This is a genomic window from Streptomyces spinoverrucosus, assembly GCF_015712165.1.
Taxonomy (GTDB): domain Bacteria; phylum Actinomycetota; class Actinomycetes; order Streptomycetales; family Streptomycetaceae; genus Streptomyces; species Streptomyces spinoverrucosus_A.
The window spans coordinates 5,437,144-5,458,089 of sequence record NZ_JADPZX010000001.1; the positions used below are offsets into that span (position 1 = coordinate 5,437,144).

The 20,946-nt window shown below is 70.6% G+C and carries 19 protein-coding genes, 1 tRNA gene and 1 pseudogene; 13 read left to right on the plus strand and 8 right to left on the minus strand.

Translation table 11 applies throughout. The features are described 5' to 3' along the window. Window positions 1–357 precede the first annotated feature (357 nt). Window positions 358–1,374, minus strand: a complete 1,017-nt coding sequence (locus I2W78_RS24725; RefSeq protein ID WP_196462461.1) for an SEC-C domain-containing protein — start codon at window positions 1,372–1,374, stop codon at window positions 358–360. Window positions 1,375–1,717: 343 nt separating this feature from the next. On the opposite strand from I2W78_RS24725, the gene I2W78_RS24730 reads away from it, so the two are divergent. From I2W78_RS24730 to I2W78_RS24750, 5 genes are all read left to right on the plus strand, one after another. Next, window positions 1,718–2,146, plus strand: coding sequence for a VOC family protein (locus I2W78_RS24730; protein ID WP_196462462.1), 429 nt, complete (start codon window positions 1,718–1,720; stop codon window positions 2,144–2,146). Between the two features lie 197 nt (window positions 2,147–2,343). Next, window positions 2,344–3,147 carry a class E sortase gene (locus tag I2W78_RS24735; RefSeq protein WP_196462463.1) on the plus strand — a complete coding sequence of 268 codons (804 nt, stop codon included), beginning with the start codon at window positions 2,344–2,346 and terminating at the stop codon, window positions 3,145–3,147. Between the two features lie 55 nt (window positions 3,148–3,202). Beyond that, window positions 3,203–3,514, plus strand: a complete 312-nt coding sequence (locus I2W78_RS24740) for a DUF6412 domain-containing protein (protein ID WP_196462464.1) — start codon at window positions 3,203–3,205, stop codon at window positions 3,512–3,514. Between the two features lie 101 nt (window positions 3,515–3,615). Then, a complete protein-coding gene (locus I2W78_RS24745) occupies window positions 3,616–4,326 on the plus strand; it encodes a YidC/Oxa1 family membrane protein insertase (protein ID WP_196462465.1) in 711 nt (236 codons plus the stop codon). A 128-nt stretch (window positions 4,327–4,454) separates the two neighbouring features. After that, the gene (locus tag I2W78_RS24750) at window positions 4,455–5,312 is read left to right on the plus strand and encodes a fumarylacetoacetate hydrolase family protein (protein ID WP_196462466.1); all 858 of its coding nucleotides are present in this window, start codon (window positions 4,455–4,457) and stop codon (window positions 5,310–5,312) included. A 59-nt stretch (window positions 5,313–5,371) separates the two neighbouring features. On the opposite strand, the gene I2W78_RS24755 is transcribed toward I2W78_RS24750, so the two are convergent. The 3 genes from I2W78_RS24755 to I2W78_RS24765 all read right to left on the minus strand — a co-directional run bounded on the left by I2W78_RS24755 (window position 5,372) and on the right by I2W78_RS24765 (window position 7,948). Beyond that, on the minus strand, window positions 5,372–6,247 hold the full coding sequence (locus I2W78_RS24755) for an LLM class F420-dependent oxidoreductase (RefSeq protein WP_196462467.1): 876 nt from the start codon (window positions 6,245–6,247) through the stop codon (window positions 5,372–5,374). A gap of 94 nt (window positions 6,248–6,341) precedes the next feature. Then, window positions 6,342–6,833, minus strand: a complete 492-nt coding sequence (locus tag I2W78_RS24760) for a heme-degrading domain-containing protein (protein WP_196464702.1) — start codon at window positions 6,831–6,833, stop codon at window positions 6,342–6,344. Between the two features lie 29 nt (window positions 6,834–6,862). Beyond that, complete coding sequence (locus I2W78_RS24765) at window positions 6,863–7,948, minus strand: Gfo/Idh/MocA family protein (protein ID WP_196462468.1); 1,086 nt, start codon at window positions 7,946–7,948, stop codon at window positions 6,863–6,865. A gap of 88 nt (window positions 7,949–8,036) precedes the next feature. Between I2W78_RS24765 and I2W78_RS24770 the strand changes: the two genes are divergently transcribed. From I2W78_RS24770 to I2W78_RS24800, 7 genes and pseudogenes are all read left to right on the plus strand, one after another. Then, window positions 8,037–9,149, plus strand: coding sequence for an ROK family transcriptional regulator (locus I2W78_RS24770; protein ID WP_307783988.1), 1,113 nt, complete (start codon window positions 8,037–8,039; stop codon window positions 9,147–9,149). A 580-nt stretch (window positions 9,150–9,729) separates the two neighbouring features. After that, window positions 9,730–10,485, plus strand: coding sequence for a hypothetical protein (locus I2W78_RS24775; protein WP_196462470.1), 756 nt, complete (start codon window positions 9,730–9,732; stop codon window positions 10,483–10,485). 134 nt (window positions 10,486–10,619) lie between these two features. Then, window positions 10,620–11,063 (plus strand): annotated as a pseudogene (locus I2W78_RS24780) (ABC transporter permease); the annotation flags it as partial. Between the two features lie 219 nt (window positions 11,064–11,282). Next, entirely contained in the window at window positions 11,283–12,062 is a 780-nt protein-coding gene (locus tag I2W78_RS24785) for an HAD-IIA family hydrolase (protein ID WP_196462471.1), read from the plus strand. A 122-nt stretch (window positions 12,063–12,184) separates the two neighbouring features. Next, the gene (locus tag I2W78_RS24790; protein WP_196462472.1) at window positions 12,185–12,745 is read left to right on the plus strand and encodes a hypothetical protein; all 561 of its coding nucleotides are present in this window, start codon (window positions 12,185–12,187) and stop codon (window positions 12,743–12,745) included. A gap of 6 nt (window positions 12,746–12,751) precedes the next feature. Next, on the plus strand, window positions 12,752–13,417 hold the full coding sequence (locus I2W78_RS24795; protein WP_196462473.1) for a class F sortase: 666 nt from the start codon (window positions 12,752–12,754) through the stop codon (window positions 13,415–13,417). 93 nt (window positions 13,418–13,510) lie between these two features. After that, the gene (locus I2W78_RS24800; RefSeq protein WP_196462474.1) at window positions 13,511–14,545 is read left to right on the plus strand and encodes a glycoside hydrolase family 6 protein; all 1,035 of its coding nucleotides are present in this window, start codon (window positions 13,511–13,513) and stop codon (window positions 14,543–14,545) included. 64 nt (window positions 14,546–14,609) lie between these two features. On the opposite strand, the gene I2W78_RS24805 is transcribed toward I2W78_RS24800, so the two are convergent. From I2W78_RS24805 to I2W78_RS24820, 4 genes are all read right to left on the minus strand, one after another. Then, the gene (locus I2W78_RS24805; protein WP_196462475.1) at window positions 14,610–16,547 is read right to left on the minus strand and encodes a kelch motif-containing protein; all 1,938 of its coding nucleotides are present in this window, start codon (window positions 16,545–16,547) and stop codon (window positions 14,610–14,612) included. Further along, the gene (locus I2W78_RS24810) at window positions 16,544–18,526 is read right to left on the minus strand and encodes a glycosyltransferase family 2 protein (protein ID WP_196462476.1); all 1,983 of its coding nucleotides are present in this window, start codon (window positions 18,524–18,526) and stop codon (window positions 16,544–16,546) included. Before I2W78_RS24810 ends, I2W78_RS24805 begins: the two co-directional genes overlap by 4 nt. Window positions 18,527–18,757: 231 nt before the next feature. Next, the gene (locus I2W78_RS24815; protein WP_196462477.1) at window positions 18,758–19,471 is read right to left on the minus strand and encodes a FadR/GntR family transcriptional regulator; all 714 of its coding nucleotides are present in this window, start codon (window positions 19,469–19,471) and stop codon (window positions 18,758–18,760) included. Window positions 19,472–19,535: 64 nt separating this feature from the next. Further along, window positions 19,536–19,609, minus strand: a tRNA-Lys gene (locus I2W78_RS24820). A gap of 186 nt (window positions 19,610–19,795) precedes the next feature. On the opposite strand from I2W78_RS24820, the gene I2W78_RS24825 reads away from it, so the two are divergent. Then, the gene (locus tag I2W78_RS24825) at window positions 19,796–20,911 is read left to right on the plus strand and encodes a peptidoglycan-binding protein (protein WP_196462478.1); all 1,116 of its coding nucleotides are present in this window, start codon (window positions 19,796–19,798) and stop codon (window positions 20,909–20,911) included. Window positions 20,912–20,946: the final 35 nt, after the last annotated feature.

The window sequence follows — 20,946 nt, forward strand, 5'->3', positions numbered from 1 at the left end:
GCTGGCTTCAAGTGGGCCACGGCCGCCCGGTTTTTGTGAGGGTGGCGGTTCCGGGGCGAGTGTCAAGAGCGCCCTTCGGGCGTCGGCTTCGCCGATTTCGCTTCGCTCCACTCTTGACACTCGCCCCTCCACCGCGGGGTTTTCCTGGCCGGGCGGCCCAGGGGTGGGGCGGCGGGGACGGTGGGGTGGTGGGTGAGGCTCGTGGCCGGGTGCTGGTGCGTGGGTTGTGTGCGGGTGCGGGTGCGGGTGCCTGCGTTGTGGGCGGGTGCTTGCGTTGTGTGCCGGGGTCGTGCGAGCTCGCTGGGGTGGCGTGACGGCTGTCGAGGTTCGTTGGTTCGGGGTTTCGGTCGGCGGTTCCTATGCCTGCGTGCCGTGGCAGTCCCCGTACGTCCGGTCTGTTCCGCACCAGCACACGGCCGTCCGCTCCGGAGGCCACGTCACCGCTCTGCCTCGGGCCGCGAGGGTTGTTGCGTACTGGGGGAGCAGGGTCGCGTCGGCCGGGGTTGTGCCCTCCGAGGCGGCGAAGGCCTCGTAGGACGGGACCGTGCCCGTTACTACGCCCAGGTTGGGTGTGCCCGAGGCGGAGAGTTCCCGGAGGGAGGCCTCTATCGTCGACAGGTGGTCCTCGTGTGAGGGGTATTCCGAGGTCAGGGACGGGTACGCCGTCAGCAGCTCCGTCAGTTCGGCCTTCGGCCAGTGCAGTATCGCCACCGGGAACGGGCGGGAGAGGGCCTCTCTGTAGGCGCCGAGTTCTGCTCGGAGGCGGGAGATTTCCGCTTCCAGCTCCGCCGGGTTGTCCGAGCCCAGGGACCATACGCGTTTCGGGTCGTGGAGTTCGTCCAGGGTGACCGGCATGGAGTGCAGGGTGTCGGCCAGGGTGTCCCAGTCGTCGTGGGGGAGGCCCAGCATGCGGCGTACCCGGTGGCGGCCGAAGAAGAGGGGGTGCGTGGACTGTGGGGGCTTCGGCGCGTCCCCGGACAGGAGGCGGGTGGCCTCCGTGAAGATCTCCTGCGCCGTTTCCAGCTCGTCGTGTGATTCGAGGGCCTCGGCCACGATCACCCAGGGGGCCGGGTCGCGCGGGGACGCCGTGCGGATGCCGTCGATGATCGCTCGGGCCTCGGCCTCGTGGCCGTACTCCCAGAGGTTCGAGGCCTTGAGGGCGCGGATCAGGTACGGGTTCTCCAGGCCGTCCCCGGAGGACAGCAGGCGGTCGTACAGCGCGGTCGCGGCGGGGCGGTCGCCGGACAGTTCCAGGTGGGCCGCGGCCCGCAGCAGCAGGGCCTCGGTGTCCTCGGGATAGAGGCCGGCGGTTCGCTCCAGGCGGGCCGCCTCGGTGGTGTGGTCGACATTCTCGGCAGGCGTGTCGGGGCGCATGGGGGACACCGTACTGCCGTGCGGTGACAAAGGTCAGGTGGGTGCCAGTGCCAGTGCCGGTGCTTGTCAGGGCGGTAGGGACGTGCGGTGGCCGGCCGCGGCCCGGGCAGTCGGCCGTGTCGCCGGGCCGCAGGGGAGGGGGATCGCTGCGTTACGCCGTGACGGTCCGGCCGGTGCGGAGCTGCGCGAGCAGGTGCGTAACGGACCGCCCGCCATCCGTGCGGCCGTGGGGCTGGCCCCGAGCAGGACGTCGCCGCCGAACAGCCGCCCCGCCTGCTCGCCGAGGACATCAGCAGTCGCCGTCCGACAGGACCCCACCGCCCGGCTGCGGGACAGTGAGGGTATGGATGCGCAGGCGATGGATCTGCTGGCCGGGGGGCGCGTGGCGACCCGGCTGCCCGCCCAGGATCTTCAGCGCGCCCGGCGCTTCTACGCCGAGAAGCTCGGGCTGGAGCCCGTCGACGAGCGGCCCGGTGGGCTGCTGTATCGGTGCGGGGGTGTGGAGTTCGCTGTCTTCCAGTCGGCGGGGGCCTCGCCGGGGACGTTCACGCAGATGGCGTGGCAGGTCGACGACATCGACAGGGTCGTGGCCGGGCTGAGAGCGCGTGGTGTCGTATTCGAGGTCGTCGATCTGCCCGGGCTGCGGACGGGGGAGGACGGGATCGCCGATATCGAGGGGAACTATCCGAGCAAGGGGGCACGGGGCGAGCGGGGCGCCTGGTTCCGGGACAGTGAGGGAAACCTGCTCGGGATCGGGGCGCCCGTCCTCTGAGACGGCGTGACGATCGAGGCGACGGGACGACTGAGGCGCGGCGGGACAGCAGGGGTCCGGCAGTCCTTTCTCAAACCGGTTGAGGAAGAGTTCGAGGGGGCGGACGGACGTGAGTCGCGCATGGGTCTGGAGACCTCGCACCCCGCCCCTTATCGTGCGGGCGGCCCATCCCGTACGACGGTGGAGGAGGCGTCCTGATGCGCGGACCCGCCCTGCGCGTATCCGTCGTACGCGTACCGGTCGTGCGGCACACCACCAGGCGGCGCCGCGCCCGCCAACGGCGCGCCCTGTGGGCCGGTGGCGAGGCCCTCGTCACCGTCGGGATCGTCCTGCTCCTCCTCGTCGTCCACCAGGTGTGGTGGACCAACCGGCAGGCCAGGCAAGGCGCCGAGCGGGAGGTCGCGGCGCTGGAGGAGGAGTGGGGCGAGGCCACGACCGGCGTCCAGGAGAGCGACCCGAAGGACGCCGCCGGGTCGGGCGTTCCGGCCGAGCGGCCGGCCCGCACCCAGCGACCCGCGCCCGCCTCGGCGCCGACGCGGGCGCCCCTCCCCTCCCACGCCTACGCCATCCTCACCATCCCCCGCCTGAACCTCCGCGTCCCCGTAGCCGAGGGCATCAGCAAGCCGCACGTCCTCAACAAGGGCTACGCCGGCCACTACCCCGGCACCGCACAGCCCGGCCACGCCGGGAACTTCGCCCTCGCCGGGCACCGCAACACCCACGGCGAGCCCTTCCGGTACCTCGACCGGCTCGGCGACGGCGACCGGATCGTCGTGCAGACACGGTCGGCGGTGTACACGTACGCCGTCGACCAGACCGTCCCGCAGACCTCCGCCCGCGACACCGGAGTGATACGGCCCGTGCCGCGCAGCCTCGTCCACCCCGCCCGCGGCTACCGCGCGCCCGGGTACTACATCACCCTCACCACCTGCACCCCCGAGTACACGTCCAAGTACCGCCTGGTGGTGTGGGGAACGCTCCTGTCCATGGGCCCGCGGTGAGGTATAAACGAACAAACGAACAGCAGCGCCCATACGCGGGGAGGGGGAGCCGGCGATGATCCGGAAGTGCGCGAAGTCGCGCCCCGCCGTCCTGCTCCTGGTCCTCTTCCTCGACCTGGCCCTGCTGGACGCCGGCACGCTCTCCGCCACCGTCGCGCTCGCCGCGACCGCCGCGGCCGGGTCGGCGCTCGCCGTCTGCGTGCTGGTCGCCGCGCGCTGCGCGCCCGCCGTGCCGCCGACGCGGGTGCGTACGGCCATCCGCGACCGGGACCGCCGTACGGCCTTCCTGCCCCAACGCGACCCCGACGCCAAGGGACGCCGCCGCCCCCGAGCGCCCGGACACGCCCTCCTGACGACCGTCGCGTAGGGCACGCCACCTCGGCGAACACCACACCGTGACCCCGCGCGGGTCGTCATGCCGCCACGCCATGTCCCGGCACGACGAGACCCATGACGGAGGGCTCACCCATGTCCGTTTTCGCCAACCTGGTCGAGCAGCTCGCCGAGCTGCTCCAGCCGCTGTTCCACGCCTCCGCGGCCGCCGCCGCGATCGTCCTGTTCACCGCGTTCGTACGCCTGCTGGTGCTGCCGCTGTCCAGGGCGTCCGCGCGGGGGCAGAAGGCGCGCACCGAGTTGCAGCCGAAGATCGCGGAGCTGCGGAAGAAGCACCGTGGGAACCCCGAGCGGCTTCAGCAGGCCGTACTGGAGCTGCACGCGAAGGAGAAGGTGTCGCCGCTCGCGGGCTGCCTGCCCGGCCTGATGCAGTTGCCCGCTTTCTTCCTGCTCTACCACCTCTTCTCGAACCCGACGATCGGCGGCGAGGCGAACGCCCTGCTCGGTCATCAGCTGCTGGCCGCGCCGCTGGGGGACCGGTGGGTGGACGCGCTGGGTGACGGTGGGGTGCTCGGGGCGGCGGGGCTGGTGTACGTCGGGCTGTTCGCCGTCGTCGCAGTCGTTGCCGTGTTCAACTATCGCCGTACGAAGCGGACGATGGCCGCCGGTGGTCCCGTTCCGGCGGACGGCGAGCAGGTGCCCGGCCTCGGCGCCGTCACCAAGGTCATGCCGTTCATGTCCTTCTTCACGCTCGTCACGGTGGCGGTGGTGCCGCTGGCGGCCGCCCTGTACGTGGTGACCAGTACGACGTGGAGTGCCGTCGAGCGGGCCGTGCTCTACCGCTGAGCACCCGTGGCTACGGTCCAGTACGTGAACGAGGTATTGCGGACTGGAACGTCACCTTGGAGGATCGACCAGTCCTCCGATGGCTGCACACGTCGGCGGACGCCCCACGATCGAGGGAGATTGTGATCATGAAGCTGCTGCGAGTCGGTACGGCCGGGGCGGAGCGGCCCGCGCTGCTCGACGCCGAAGGCGTGCTGCGGGACCTGTCGGGTCTCGTGCCGGACATCGACGGTGCGCTGCTCGCCGACGACGCCGCCCTCGGCCGGATCCGCGCGGCCGCCGGTGCCGGGGAGTTGCCCGTGCTGGACGGGGCGGGGCTGCGGATCGGGCCGCCGCTGGGGCGGATCGGCAAGATCGTGTGCATCGGGCTGAACTACCACGACCACGCCCGGGAGACCGGCGCCGAGCCGCCCGCCGAGCCGGTGATCTTCTTCAAGGCCGCGGACACGGTGGTCGGTCCGAACGACACCGTGCTCGTACCGCGCGGCTCCCGGAAGACCGACTGGGAGGTGGAGCTGGCCGTCGTCATCGGGCGCACGGCCCGCTACCTGGAGTCGGCGCAGGAGGCGCTCGGGCATGTCGCCGGGTACGCGGTGGCGCACGACGTGTCCGAGCGGGAGTTCCAGATCGAGCGCGGCGGCACCTGGGACAAGGGCAAGAACTGCGAGACGTTCAATCCGCTCGGGCCGTGGCTGGTGACGGCGGACGAGGCGCCGGACCCGCAGAAGCTGTCGCTGCGGCTGTGGGTCAACGGGGAGCTGAAGCAGGACGGCACGACCGCCGAGCAGATCTTCTCCGTGGGGGAGGTCGTGCGGTACGTCAGCCACTTCATGACCCTGTACCCGGGCGATGTGATCAACACCGGTACGCCCGCGGGGGTCGCGCTGGGGCAGCCGGAGCCCAAGCCGTATCTGCGGGCGGGCGATGTGGTGGAGCTGGAGATCGAGGGGCTGGGGCGGCAGCGGCAGGAGCTGAAGGACGCCTGAGGGTGCGGGACCCCGACGGGTGACTCCGTCGGGGTCCGCTCTGTCCCGCGTACTGGCGCTCACGTCAGCAGGTCGGCCAGCCTGCGCCATTCCTCCCGGGGCAGCGCGTCCCTGGGGTCGTCGGTGACCACCTGGAGCGCCACGTGGTCCGCGCCCGCCGCGTGGAACGCCGCGATGCGCTCCCGGATGTGGTCCTCGTCGCCCCAGGCGTACACCGCGTCGATCAGGCGGTCGCTGCCGCCGTCCGCCAGGTCCGACTCGGTGAAGCCGTGGCGGAGGAAGTTGTTCGTGTAGTTGGGGAGCGAGAGATACATGGCCAGGTAATCCCGGGCCACACTGCGGGCCCGGGCCGGGTCCCGTTCCAGGACGACCTTCAACTCGGGGGCGAGGAGCGGGCCTTCGCCCAGGATCTCGCGGGCGTACGCCGTGTACTCCGGGGTCACCAGGTACGGGATCGCGCCGGCCGCGCGGTCCCGGGCCAGCTCCAGGGTCTTCGGGCCCAGCGCCGCCAGCACCCGGCGTTCGGCGGGCACTCCGGCGGCGTCGAGCTCGTCGAGGTAGCCGACGAGGGCCGAGTACGGGCGCCGGTACTGGTCGGTGAGCTTGGCGTGGCTCACGCCCAGGCCCAGCAGGAACCGGCCCGGGTGGGTCGCCTCCAGCTCGGCGTAGGCCGCGGCCGTGTCGGCGGGGTCGTGCTGCCAGATGCTCTGGATGCTGGTGCCGACGGTGATGCTCTTCGTGGCGTGGACGAGCGGAGCGGCGTTCGCGGTGGAGCTGCTGCCGCCCAGCCAGAGCGTGCCGAAGCCCAGCTCCTCCAGTTCGGCGGCCGACTCGTCCAGCTCCGGGCGGCGGTCGGGATCCTCCGAGCGCAGGCCCACGCTCCAGATGCCGTACCGTCCCAGCCGCTCCTTCAGCGAGGTGACGGGGTTGTTCATGGGGACGATCCCTCCGGTTGCCGTGACGGCTGATACGCCTGTGACAACCGGAGGGTCGCTTCCGATAATCCCGGCCCGAGCGGGAGGCCGGGACTCAGGCCTGATCGCCCAGAAGGTGCTCCAGCGCCTCCACCACCAGGCGGTGGTCCTGGAGCTGGGGGAGACCGGAGACCGTCACCGCTCCGACGACTCCCACGCCCGCCACGGTGATCGGGAAGGAGCCGCCGTGGGCGGCGTAGGTGTCCGGGTCCAGGCGGGAGGACTCCTCGAAGGTGGTCCCCTTGGCCCGGCAGCGGGCGCCGACCAGGTACGACGCGGAGCCGTAGCGCTCCACCACCCGGCGCTTGCGGGCGATCCAGGCGTCGTTGTCGGGGGTGGAGCCGGGCAGGGCGGCGTGGAAGAGCTGCTGGCCGGCGCGGTGGATGTCGATGGCGACCGGGGCCTGGCGCTCCCGGGCCAGTTCCACCAGCAGGGAGCCGAGCACCCAGGCGTCGTCGTGGGTGAACTGCCGGAACACCAGGCGGCGTTCCTGTGCCTCCAGCTCCTCGACGGTGGGCGTCAGCTCGGGGGTGATCTTCGGGGTCATCGCGCTCTTGTGGCTGTATTGGCTGTTCGTCACAGGGTCACCGTCACTCCGTCGCGGGCCGAACGGCGGGCCGCTTCCAGTACGTCGAGGGCAGCGGCCGCCTCCAGGGCGGTCACCGGGTTGGGGGCGCCGTCGCGCAGGGCGGCGGCGATCCCGGCGTAGTACGCGGGGTAGTCGCCGGGCAGGGTGCGCAGCGGGCGGCCGCCGCCGGTCAGCGGGGACTCGCCGGAGCCGACGCGGCCCCACAGCGACTCGGGTTCCGTGCCCCATTCGGCGGCCTCGGAGGGGCGCTGCCCGTCCCGGAGGGCCGCCTCCTGCGGGTCGAGGCCGTACTTGACGTAACCGGCCTGCGAGCCCAGGACCCGGAAGCGGGGGCCGAGTTGGGCGGTCGTCGCGGAGACGTAGAGGTGGGAGCGGACGCCGCTCGCGTGGGTGAGGGCGATGAAGGTGTCGTCGTCCGTCTCGGCGCCCGGGCGGCGGATGTCGGCCTCGGCGTAGACCGAGGTGGCGGGGCCGAACAGGACCAGGGCCTGGTCGACGACGTGGCTGCCGAGGTCGTAGAGCAGACCTCCGATCTCTGCCGGGTCGCCGGACTCCCGCCAGCCGCCCTTCGGCTGCGGCCGCCACCGCTCGAAGCGGGACTCGAAGCGCCATACGTCACCCAGCTCGCCCTCGGCGATGAGGTGGCGCAGGGTCAGGAAGTCGTTGTCCCAGCGGCGGTTCTGGAAGACGGACAGGAGCAGGCCGTGCTCGTCGGCGAGGGCGGCGAGCGCGCGGGCCTCGGCCGCGGTGCCGGCGACGGGCTTGTCGACGACCACCGGGAGGCCGGACTTCAGGGCGGTGGTGGCGAGGGGGACGTGCGTCTTGTTCGGGGACGCGATGACGATCAGGTCCAGGTCCTCGGCGCGCTCGAACAGCTCGTCGGGGGTGGCGGCGACCCGGACGCCCGGGTGCTCGGTGCGGGCCTGCTCCTGCCGCTCGGGGTTCGAGGTGGCCACCGTGTCCAGGGTCAGGCCCTCGGTGGTGGCGATCAGCGGAGCGTGGAAGACGGAGCCCGCCAGGCCGTAGCCGACGAGGCCGACGCGGAGGGGCGAGCCAGGGGGTGTGCCAGTCATACATCCACTTTCGCAACGCTGTTGCCAAAGTGCAAGCGGAGGGGACAATGGGAGGGTGAACAGGCCGAATACCACCACCGGGGCGGGTGTGCCGCACGGCACGCAGCAGGGCGTGCGGCAGGGGGCGAATCTGCTGGCGGTGCGGAGCCACAACGCCGCGCTGGTCCTCGAACTCCTGCGCAGGGCCGGGGCGGAGGGCGTCAGCCGGCTGGAGCTCGCCGAGCGGACCGCGCTGACCCCGCAGGCCGTCAGCAAGATCACCGGGCGGTTGCGGGACGAGGGGCTGGTGATCGAGGCCGGGCGGCTGGTGTCCACGGGGGGCAAGCCGCGGACGGTGCTGCGGCTGGTGCCGGAGGCCGGGCATGCCGTGGGGGTGCATCTGGACCGGGACGAGCTGCGGGTGGTGCTGGTCGATCTGGCGGGCGTGGTGGTGGGGGAGCGGCGCTCGGCGATCGACCTCGGCGCGGGGGCCGAGACCGTGGTGGGGCAGGTGGTGGCCCTCGTCGCGGAGGTCCTCGAAGGTGACTCGGCGGCCGACGTGCGGACGATGCTCGGGGTCGGGGTCGCGTTGCCCGGGCCTCTCGATCACGTCCGTGGGGTGCTGCACCGGGTCACCGGGTTTCCGGAGTGGGACGGGTTTCCGCTGCGGGACGTACTGGGGCGGCGGCTGGAGCTGCCGGTGGTCGTCGACAAGGACACGAACGCCGCCGCGTTGCGGCTGGCGGTGGCGGGTGGGAGCGGGTCCTTCGCGTACCTGCACTTCGCGGCGGGGCTCGGGTGCGGGCTGGTGATCGGGGGTGTGGTCCATCGCGGGGCCCGGACCGGGGCGGGGGAGTTCGGGCATCAGGTCGTGCAGCTGGACGGACCGGTGTGCGGGTGCGGGAACCGGGGGTGCGTCGAGGCGCTGTGTCTGGGCGCGGTGACGCGGGGAGATGTGGCGGAGGCGGCGCGGGTGCTGGGGGTCGGGGCGTGCAACCTGGTCGCGCTGCTCGACGTCGACCTCGTGCTGCTGGGCGGGCGGACCGTCGCGGCCGAGCCGGAGCGGTTCGTACGCGGGGTCGCCGGCGTCCTCGCGGAACGTGCCCGGCGTACGGGGGAGCAGGCGGTTCCGGTACGACTCGCGGGCGGCGGAAGACGCGCGGTCGCCGAGGGCGCGGCACAACTGCTACTGGCGCCGTTGTTCGGGCGGGCGGTCGGGTGAGGGGGGCTCGACCTTTCGCCGTATCCCTCGTGCCGGGCGGGCGGTGGGGTGGGGGCTGGGGGGTCCGGGGCTTTTGCGGTGGCGCGTCTGTGGGCTGGTGGCTTGGTCGATCGGGTCGTGTCGGCGTGCGGTGGGTGGGGGTGGCTCGGAGGCTCGGCCTTTTGTTGGGGTCCGGTCGGTGGGCTGGTGGTTTGTCCGGGCGGGCGGTGGGGTTGGGGTGGTCTGGGGGCCGGGGCTTTTGCGGTGGCTCGCCTGTGGCTGGTGGGTCGTGTCGGCGTGCGGTGGGTGGGGGTGGCTCGGAGGCTCGGCCTTTCGTCGGGGTCCGGTCGGTGGGCTGGTGGTCTGTCCGGGCGGGCGGTGGGTGAGGGTGGTCTGGAGGCCGGGCCCTTTGCGGTGGACCGCCGGTGAGGCGGGGGACTGGTTGAGCGGGCGGTGCGGTCTGCGTGGCCTGGGGCGGCGTTCCCGGTGATGCGGCCGTGTCGGCGGCTGTGGCCCGCGAGTTGCTCGATCGGGCGGACCTGTTGGGCCGTACGGCGCGGTGTTCTCGCGCGGAGGGTGTCGCCCGGCACGGAATGGATTCATGCGACCGTGCACGCCCGTCCCCCTCTCCTCCGCCCTCCCCGTCATCCTCGCCGCGGCCGCCCTCCTCGGCGCCACCGCATCGCCGGCGCACGCGGCCCCCGGGCCCCACTGCGCCGCCTCCGACGACCGGCAGTTCCCGATCACCACCCGTATCCACGGCGGCCCCGACTCCTACGACGCCGGCGGCGGGTACGGGATGTGGTCCATCGATCTCACCAACACCACCCAGAGCCCCTGCACCGGCATCCACCCGGTCGTCGTGCTCGTGGACGGCAAGCGGGCGCTGAAGCCGTCGCAGCCGCGCCTGGAGTTCTACGAAGGCTCGCGACCGCGTCCGGTCCGGTTCGAGCGGACCGACCGGGACGAACTGGTCGGGGCCTTCGGCGAGGAGTTCGCGGGGTTCACCGTGCCGCCCGGGCAGACACTGACCGTGCGGGTGCGGCTGGCGCTGACCTCCGACGCCGTACCGAACGACGTCACCGCCAACGCGGCCGTCGTGCAGCGGCGTGATGACGACGGCGACTGGGTCGGGCAGTCGAACGACTACCGGTTCCGCGTGCGCGTCGAGCCGGAGGGTGCCGCCGAGCCGGACGACGACCCCTCCGCCGCCCCCACCGCCCCCGAGGGCCGCCTGTCCTTCGCCGACGAACTAGCCCGCACCGGCCTCACCACCCCCCACGGCGCCTTCGCCGCCACGTCCTTCCTACTCGTCGTCACCGGCACGGCCCTGCTGCTGGCCCGCAGGCGGCGGTGAGCGCTTCGCGGGAAATGAGGCGATGGGGCGTCGCTGGTCCCTCTTCTTCCTCTACCCCCTCGCCCTGGTCGTCCAGCAGTCCCTCCAGCCGGACACCGGCGGAACCTCGGTGCAGCCCTACGCCGACGTCTTCCCTCGCGATCCTGGTCGCGTTCTCCCAGCCGCCGTGCCTGCTCAACGGCACCCGCTGAATCGTGATCGTCGCCCACACCGTGCTGGTCACCGCGTTCGCCTACCAGTCCGTCGCCGCCGCGATCGTCCGGCTCGACCTGGCGTACGAACAGGCCGCCGCCTCCCTCGGCGCCCGGCCCTCCTACGTCCTGTGGCGGGTCAGGATCCCCCTGCTGCTGCCCTCCCTCACCGCCGCCGCCGGCCTCTGCTTCGCCCTGTCCATGGGCGAGTTGAGCGCCACGATGATGCTCTACCCGCCCGACTGGACCCCGCTCCCGGTCCTCGTCCACGCGGCCACCGACCGCGGCGCCCTGTTCGCCGGCTCCGCGATCGCGGTGGTCCTGATGGCGGCGACCCTGCTGGTCCCGCTCGCCGTCTCCAAGATCCGCACCAAGGCCTCCTACCGGACCCGCCCCCATAACTTCGAGCCCGACTGGAACGACATCGACAAGAACCTGACGAAGTACGTCGACGCCTGGAAGTCGGCCACCGGCAGCTGACCACTGCGCAGTACTGGGTGATCGACAGGGTCAGGATCACGCAGTCCTGACTACCCTGGGGGCGTCGGTACGCCGTGGTTCCGGCGCCCCGCTCAGTCCGCACGTACGCAGGAGTGATCGACGCACATGGCAGAACGCAAGCCCATCGAGTCATGGCTCACCGACATGGACGGAGTGCTGATCCACGAGGGCGTACCGATCCCCGGCGCCGACGCCTTCATCAAGAAGCTGCGGGAGTCCGGCAAGCCCTTCCTGGTACTCACCAACAACTCCATCTACACCCCGCGCGACCTGCACGCCCGGCTCAGCCGGATGGGCCTGGACGTGCCGATCGAGAACATCTGGACGTCCGCGCTGGCCACCGCGAAGTTCCTGGACGACCAGCGGCCCGGCGGCTCGGCGTACGTGATCGGCGAGGCCGGTCTGACCACGGCGCTGCACGACATCGGGTACATCCTCACCGACCACGAGCCGGACTACGTCGTCCTCGGCGAGACCCGGACGTACTCCTTCGAAGCCATGACCAAGGCGGTACGGCTCATCCTCGGCGGCGCCCGGTTCATCTGCACCAACCCGGACGAGACCGGCCCCTCCGCCGAGGGCCCGCTCCCCGCGACCGGCGCCGTCGCCGCGCTGATCACCCAGGCCACCGGCCGCAAGCCCTACTTCGCGGGCAAGCCGAACCCCCTGATGATGCGCACCGGCCTCAACACCCTCGGCGCCCACTCCGAGACCAGCGCGATGATCGGCGACCGGATGGACACCGACGTGCTGGCGGGCATGGAGGCCGGCATGCAGACCTTCCTGGTGCTGACCGGCCTGACCCGGCCCGAGCAGGTCGAGGACTTCCCTTACCGGCCGTCGCAGGTCGTCGACTCGATCGCGGAACTCGTGGACCGCGTCTAGCCGCCGCAAACCATCCGCCGGGCATATCGGGGCGAAACCCACCCGTACGGAGCAGTCCCGCCCCCGCTGAGGATGCGGGGGCGGGTCGTGCGGGGGAGTCTCCAGGTATCTGGAGGTTCACGATGGGTTCACTGCGACTCACTCTCTGTACGGGCGTCCTGGCCGCCACCGCCACCCTCACCCCGGCGGCCCACGCGGCGGACGACGGTGTCTCGGTCAGCCCTTCCACCCCGGCGCCCGGCAGCGATGTCGCGCTCCGGGTGACCGGCTGCACGGGCCGGACCGGCCTCGCCGCCTCGCCCGCCTTCATCGCCGACGTCCGCCTCAGTGGTGCGGACGGCGTGCTGACCGGCGAGACCCGCGTCCGCTCCTCGCTCCGGCCGGCACAGTCCTACGAGGTCAAGGTCACCTGCGACGGCGCGGACGGGCCCAAGTCGATCACGACACCCCTCACCCTCGCCGGTGCCCCGGCGTCCGGTCCGGACCTCGGCTCCCCGTCCGCGTACGCCTCCCCGGTCGCCCCCGTCAAGGCGGGCGGCGGCGGCACCGCGGGCCTCGCCGCGGCGGACACCCGCGACACCGGCCCCAACCCGGCGCACGCGGTCATCGGACTGATCCTCGTCGGCGCGGCCGGGGTCGCCGTCGTCGTGCTCGGCAGCCGCCGGAGCGGCAGGACGGGTTGACCGATCATGTCCGACCGGGAACGCTCCGTCGGCACCTGGCGGCTCGTCATGGGCGTGGTCTGGGCGCTGCTGCTGCTCGGGCTGTGGCTGTGGGGCCGCGAGGTCACCGACGTACGGCACGGGATCGCCGCGCCCACCACCGGCGACATGGCGGCGGCCGGCCGCCCGCCCACCGCCGACCTGCCGCCCCCCGCCGAACCCCTGACCGGCGCGCTGCCCCAGCGCCTCGACATCCCCGGCCTCGGCGTCCAGGCGCCGGTCGTGGCCCGCGGGCTCGACCCGCAGGGAGCGGTCGATCCACCGCCGTACGACCAGCCGGCCGTCGTCGGCTGGTACGCGGCCGGCACCAAGCCGGGCGCGGTCGGCACCGCGCTGATGGTGGGCCACGTCGACACCGAGACCCGCCCCGCCGTCTTCTACAGGCTCAGCGCCCTGAAGCCCGGCGCCACCGTCCGGGTCGTCCGCGACGACGGCAAGGTCGCCGAGTTCACCGTCGACGACGTCTTGGTCCTCAGCCGCGACCACTTCGACGCCCAACAGGCCTACGGCGTACGCAAGTCCGGCCGGGCCGAGCTGCGGCTGATCACCTGCGGCGGCACCTTCGACCGCACCACCCGCAGCTACACGGCGAACGTCGTCGTCTCGGCCTACCTCACCCGAACCGGCCTGTAACAGCTCACGGCCAAGCCCGGCGGCGGCCTCGTGGGGGCAGCGCGACGTATGTCAGGATTGGGGCCGATACCAGTGCACCCAAGGGGGAGTTGGATGTACGGCAGCAGGGGGGCGGCCGGAATGCGGGCGACCGCGGCGGTGCTGGGGGCGGCACTGCTGATCGCGGGTTGCTCGTCCGGCGACGGAGACGATGACGGGGACGGCGGCGACAAGGCGGGCGGCGCCGGGATCACCCAACAGCCCAAGGACGCCGCCCCGTTCTGGGTCAACCCGGACGGGAACGCGGCCCAGCAGGTCGCCGACTATGTCAAGGACAACAAGAAGACCGAGGCCGACCAGATCCGCAAGATCGCCCAGCAGCCGACCGGTGAGTGGATCGGCCCGGAGAACCCCGAGCAGGAGGCGCGCGGCTTCACCGAGGCCGCCGCGAAGGCCGACCGTACGGCCCTGCTCGTCCTCTACAACATCCCGCACCGCGACTGCGGCCAGTACTCGGGAGGCGGCGCCGCCGACGGCAACGCCTACCGCTCCTGGATCGACGGCGTCGCCCGGGGCATCGGCGACCGCTCCGCGACGGTGATCCTGGAACCGGACGCCGTGCTGCACCTGGTGGACGGCTGCACGCCGGGCGAGTTCCACGAGGAGCGCTACGCCCTGCTCAAGTACGCCATCGACAGGCTCAAGTCCCAGCAGAACACCAAGGTCTACCTGGACGCGGGCAACGCCGGCTGGGGCCACCCCGACCAGATCTTCGAACCCCTGAACCGCGCCGGCATCACCCAGGCCGACGGCTTCTCGGTCAACGTCTCCAACTTCTACTCCACCGAGGACTCCATCGCCTACGGCAAGGAACTCTCCGCCAAGGTCGGCGACAAACACTTCGTCATCGACACCAGCCGCAACGGCAACGGCCCCTACACGGAGGGCGACCCCAACGAACGCTGGTGCAACCCTCCGGGCAGGGCCCTGGGAGAAACCCCGACGACAAAAACAGCCGACCCCCTGGTGGACGCCTACCTCTGGATCAAACGCCCAGGAGAATCGGACGGCGAATGCAAGGGCGGCCCGAGGGCAGGCGCCTGGTGGCCCGACTATGCCCTGAAACTGGCGCGGGGCTCAACGACCTAGGGGCGCGGGGAACTGCGCGACAAGCCACAGCGCTCCCGCACCCGAGAACGAACCCGCGGGAGCGCTACGGCACCCGAACCCACTGCGCTTGCGACGGCGTCCCCTGATCATCAACCACAAACATCATGTACCACCCACCCTGCACCAGATTCCGATTCCCCGGCACGGTCACGGTCACCTTGTCGCCGGCCACACTGAAGTCCAACGCAATGGACCGCTGATCCACATCCGTCACATGCGTCGAAGCGCTGGGCCGAATCAACCGCACCTTCTTGACAGAAGACGCGTGCTTCGAGGTGAACGCCCCCGACTCGCCGCGCGCAATGGTCCGCGGCCCACCCGACAACGAAGGCTGAGCCCCCCGATACAGATACGGCGGCGTATAAATCTCGATCCGCTGCTCGAACTTCGCCGGCTTGGTGTTCGCCGCATCCCCGAACAACGAGTCCGACCCGAAGAACATCACCCGCCCGTCGGGCAAAAGAATCGACCCCGAGTGATAGTTCCGCCCCACCAACGGGTCGGCAACCCGCTGGAGTTCATTGCGCTCAGGGTGATACAGCCGCGCCTCAAGGATGTTGGAGTCGCTGCGCCCGCGATAGTCCTCCGAGCCGCCGGATACCAGCACACTGTCGTCCGGCAGCACCGAGGCCTGCGGATACCGGGTGCCCTTGCCCAGTGACGGCCCGTCCACGAATCGAGGATCATCCGCCGTCAGATCCACGATCCGCGTCTTGTCGCTGGACAGCTTGGACTCGCCGACCCCACCCCCACCGATCACCATGTACTTCTCGTCCTGCGCGGGCGGAAGCAGCACGGAGTTCGCGGTCTCCAGCATGTTCGCGTCGCTCATGCCGGGCACCTTGGTGAACTTGTTGGTCTCCACGTCCCAGATCCCCGGATCCCGGCCCACGTCGTCGGGCCCGTACCCCGCGTTCGCCCCGGAGTAGAAGATCTTGCCGTTCTGCATCAGGAACAGCGCCGGATACGTCGGGAACTGCCGCTCCTTCTCGGTGTAGCTCCACTCCTTGGTCTCCGGGTCGAAGATCTCGTTCTTCCCCGGCACCAACTGCCCGATGTCGTCCAGCCCGGACACACTGAGGATCCTCCCGTCGCTCAACGTGGTGAGCGTCGGATACCAGCGGGCTTCCTTCATCGGATCGACCTTGATGTACTTCTCCGCGACCGGGTCGAACTCGTAGGCGTCCCGGATCCCCTGGAAGTCCTTCTTGTCCAGCGCCAGCTTCTGCGCGATGCCGTAGGTGTTCCGCGCGTCGGCGCCGGTCAGCCCCTGCACACGGTAGTTGTCCTGCGTGCCGGTCTCGTACTTCGCGCCTTCCCGCGCGGCCTCCACATAGATCCGCCCGAACCCGGGGTCGTTGCGCAGGAAACGCCCGGTCTTCTTGTCGAAGACCTTCTTCGCGCGCGGCACCAGCACCGGGTCCTTGGAGACGAACGTCTTGCCGTTCTCCTTGCCGGTGAACTTCGTGCCCGCGGGCAGCGTGATCGGCTTGTCCGGGTTCTCGTTGTAGACGATCATCAGGCCGCCGGCCTTCTTCACGTCACCCTTGAGCTTCTCGTACCGCTTGGTGCCGCCCGCGATCAGCAGATTGCCGTTCGCCAGCTGCGTATGGCCGGTGCAGAACAGGTCGTTGGGCGTCGGGATCTTCTTGATGGTGTCCTTGACCGGGTCCCACAACCGAGTGTCGAACTTCTTCGCGTCGAAGTTGTCCTGGTTGTTGCCCGACCCGGCCACCAGCAGGATCTTGCCGGTGTGCAGCAGCGCCGCGTGAATGGTGTTCTGGCGGTACTCCTCCGGGAACTCGACGATTTCCCAGCGGCCGTTCTCCGCTTTGTACTCGGGTCTGTTGATCTGGTACTGGTGGTACTTCTCGGTCCCGACCTGATGGAGCCACGGCCCGTTCATTCCGGCCAGCGCGAGTACCACCGCCGTGCCTATCGCGAGTCGACGGGCGCGGCGGCGTCTGGCACGGTCGTTCATTCCTTACGCCCCCCAAACCCACCAAGGGCGATCTGCATGGTCTGGTCGTCGCCCCCGTTCGACGCCACCCATGTGGGCCGCGGCTGGGGGACGTGCGGCGCGTACGGCGCGGCCGCCGAGTGCGCCGGTGTCGGAGTGGGCACCGCGTCCTGCGGCTCCGGCGGGCTCTGAGCGGCGGGCTTCTTCCTCGCCTGCCGCAGCTCCCAGCGCCAGGCGAAGACCGGGAACGCGGTGATCAGCATGGCGAACGAGGCCCAGATGACCATGGCGGGGTGGGAGTGGCCGAAGTAGTAGCCGGCGGCTATCGAGCCGCCGAAGATCAGGATGAAGTACCAGTGGTACCGGAAGGTCCCGAACCAGCGGTCCGGGCTCGCCGAGTCGCCCTTGGGCGTGACCACGAACTTGCTCTTGCGCCGCAGCGCCGAGTCGATCAGCGCCTTCGCGTACAGCGGCGCCGACAGCGCGGACATCACCATGCCGGCCACCCCGCCGGAGCCCTCCGGCTCGTGCGGCGAGACGTTGTGGCGGCGGTTCCAGACGTACAGGCCGATCTGCAGGGCGGAGGCGTTGCCGTAGAGCATCAGCCAGACCGCCGGGTCGATGTTCACACCCGAGGCGCCGAGGCCCAGGAACAGCGCGCAACTCAGCGCCGCGAGGATCCAGTTGAGGGCCGACATCGGGTAGAAGATGATCATCATCGTGTAGTTGAAGAGCTTGGTCGGCGGCAGCGTGAACCAGCCCTTCCAGTACTGCTTGAGGATCGTCTCGTACGTGCCGCGCGACCAGCGCATCTGCTGGGTGAAGAAGTCCGTCCAGGCGCTCGGGCCCTCACCGACGGCGAGCACGTCCGGCGTGTAGACCGAGCGCCACTTGCGGCCCGTGGCCGGGTTGCGGTGCCGGTGGATCTCGAACCCGGTCGCCATGTCCTCGGTGATCGAGTCGTACAGCCCGCCGATCTGCTTCAGCGCCTTGATCCGCACCGCGTTGGAGGTGCCGACGAACATCGGGGCGCCGTAGCGGTTGCCGGCGCGCTGGATCAGCGCGTGGAAGAGGAACTGCTGCGACTCGGCGGCCTTGGTGACGAACGTGTCGTAGTTGCCGTACACCTGCGGGCCGATCACGAAGCCGACGTCCGGGTCGCGGAAGAAGCCGAGCATCCGCTCCAGGTAGTTGGGCAGCGGTACGTGGTCGGTGTCGACGGACGCGAAGAAGTCGTAGTCGTCGCCGTGCGCGTCGAGCCAGGCGTTGTAGTTGCCGTGCTTGGTCTTGGCGCGGTGCGGGCCCTTGGCCTGGTTCCACTTCGCGATGCCCTTGCGGGAGAAGTGGTGCACGCCGAGCCGGGCGCAGACCTCCTTCACCGCCGGGTCGTCGCCCTCGTCGAGCAGCCAGACGTGCATCAGACCCCGGTGGCGGATCCGCACCGCCGCCTCCAGGGTCTTCGTCACCATCTCCAGCGGCTCCTTGCCGGGCACGAAGGAGGTGAGGAAGGCGACTCTCGTGCCGGTCTGCGGCACCACCGGGATCGGGTCGCGGGCGACCAGCGTGGCATGCGCGTTCGACAGCACGTTCATGCAGCGGAAGAACTCGATCAGACCGATCGAGACCAGCATCACGACGTCCAGTGCCGGCAGGAAGTCGTAGGCCGGGTAGTCGCGTTCGGTCCAGTGCGCGGGTTGCAGCAGCCAGACCAGCAGGACCAGCGAGAGCAGGGGCGCGGCCGCCAGCATCAGGGCCACGCGCACGCGGTGCGGCTCCTGCGAGATCAGCGAGCGGTACCGCACCTTGTACGGCCTGTCGGGATCGGGCTCGGTGAGGGGGCCGGCCAGCCGACTGTAGTGCTCGTAGTCGTACCGAGGCAGGGTCTTCCTGAGCCGGCGGAGCGCCCCCGTGATGCTGCCGGTCCGGTGCGAAGGCGCCCTGAGCTGGGTGGTCTGTGACGGGTCGAAGTTCTGCCGGGCGCCCGTCGGCGTCGACGTCATGAGTCATCCCCCCACACGCGGCTCAACTCCGCGTGTCCCTAAAACATGGAACTGCGACGTTCCGGTCGCGTGATGCCCCCCTCGGCATCGGTGCGTGAAGGGGCCCCCTCTCCCCGCAACACCAGCAACCGGTTACTTGCCCCCCAAGTGGCGCCTGTCAGCAGCCACTTGAAAACCAGGGTTCTACGCCGTTCCGCATGATCGCAAGATGCGATACACGGTATTTACCCGTTATAGGGGCTCATTCGGACACAAGTCAGTGTCGGTTGGTGCACTTGATATCAGTCGGGTGCGAATGTGACTGAAGTGGTCTCTTATTGCTTGCTCGGCGCGTGGCGAGTCGCCGGACCGCACCGCGTCCAGGATCTCCCGGTGCTGCCGCCAGGTGATCCGCGGGTCCTGTGGCACCTCGACAAGATCCCGGCTCACCCGGTGGAAGGCATCCCAGAACGCCTCCAGCACCTCGCTCAGCAGCACGTTGTCCAGCCCCCGGTAGAGGGTGGCGTGAAAGGCCCGGTCGGTCTCGGCGAAGCCGACACCCTGCGCGGCTCGGTGATCCATACGATCCACGAGCGCTTCCAGCGCGACGAGGTCCGACTCCGGCAGCCGCCCCGCGAGCCGGGAGACCAGTCCCGTCTCCACCGCCTCACGCAGCTCCAGCAGCTGCAGCAGGCTGTCCTCGCCCCGGTAGTGCCCGGCGACCGTGCGGAAGGCGAGGCCCTCGATCATCGGGGCGAGGGACATCCGGCCGACATAGGTGCCGAAGCCGTGTCGTATCTCGACGATCCCCATCGCCTGGAGTGCCTTCAGCGCCTCCCGGACCGAGTTCCGGCTCGCGCCGAGGAACACCATCAGCTCGGGCTCGGTCGGCAGCGGCGCCCCGGAGGCCAGCCGGCGGTCGACGATGAGCTTCTTGATCCTCTCCTGGAGGTCACGCGCTGCCATGGCCAGAGGGTAACCGAGGGCATGCAGAAGGCCCCCCACCGAAGTGAGGGGCCTCGCTGTCGAGTGCGCCGCCAGGGACTCGAACCCCGGACCCGCTGATTAAGAGTCAGCTGCTCTAACCAACTGAGCTAGCGGCGCGTGCTGACGTCGTTAACCCTACATGACCTCCGGGGGTGCTTCTGACCACCGGGGAGGGGCCCGCCGGGGCCCGGGCGGACGCCGTACATCATTCGGACCGTCAACATGCGCGCCCGGAAGACAGTTGTGAAACTGATCAACGTGCACTGGCCCGGAAATGCCCACGTGAAGTGTGAGGGGAATCGCATGAAAACTCCGGTATTCGAGGAAATCGATCCCGCGAGCGACTGCGACTGCCCCGGATGCGCCCACTGGCGCCTCGTACTCCCCCATTCCGCTCCCCACCGCCCCTCCGTCCACCTCGCCACCCGACGCGTCCTCGCCCTGGCCGCCGTGACCTCCACGGCCCTCGGCGTCGGCCACACCGTGCCCGCCCTCGCCGCCGTCCACGCCCCCCTCCGACCCGGCGTTCCCGCAGGTGACGAGCCTCAGAGCCCGCAGGGGAACAAGGCCCCGCTGCACGGCCCGGCCGGGACACCGGCCAAGCCGTCGGAGGCGGGGAAGACGCCCGAGATCACCCGGGCGGAGATCATCGAGCGCGCCCAGAAATGGGTCGACGCGAAGGTCCCGTACAGCATGACCTCCTACTGGGAGGACGGTTACCGGCAGGACTGCTCGGGCTTTGTCTCGATGGCCTGGAGCCTGCCGCAGAACGAATGGACCGGCTCTCTTCACACCTTCGGCACCCGTATCACCAAGGCGGAACTCCAGCCCGGCGACATGCTGCTGTTCCACAACCCCGACAACCCGCAGAACGGCTCGCACGTCGTCCTTTTCGGCGGCTGGGTCGACTCCTCCCGGACGTACTACGTCGCCTACGAGTCGACCCGCCCGCACGCCCGCAGGCTGACCACCCCTTACGCCTACTGGACGAACTCGTCGCGATACATCCCGTATCGCTACAAGGGCGTGGTGGAAATCCCACCCGAGACGCCGCCGACGACCCCGCCCGCCACACCGCCCACGATCCCGCCCGTGACGCCCCCCGAGACACCGCCCGCGATCCCGCCGGAGACGCCCACCATGCCCTCGGTCGATGTCCCGCAGGACGACAAGCACGCCGCGGCGCCGTATCCCGGGCGGGCGATGTTCCGGCCCGGCGCGAACAACCCGCATGTCACCCAGCTCGGCAGGCAGCTGGTGAAGAAGGGGTTCGGCAGGTACTACCCGAACGGGCCGGGACCGCGCTGGGGCGAGGCGGACCGGCGAGGTGTCGAGGCCTTCCAGCGCACCCAGGGCTGGCGGGGCGGCGCGGCGGACGGCTACCCCGGGCCGGAGACCTGGCGGCGGCTCTTCTTCTGACCTGCTCGGTATGAACGCATCTGGCGCGGAGGCTG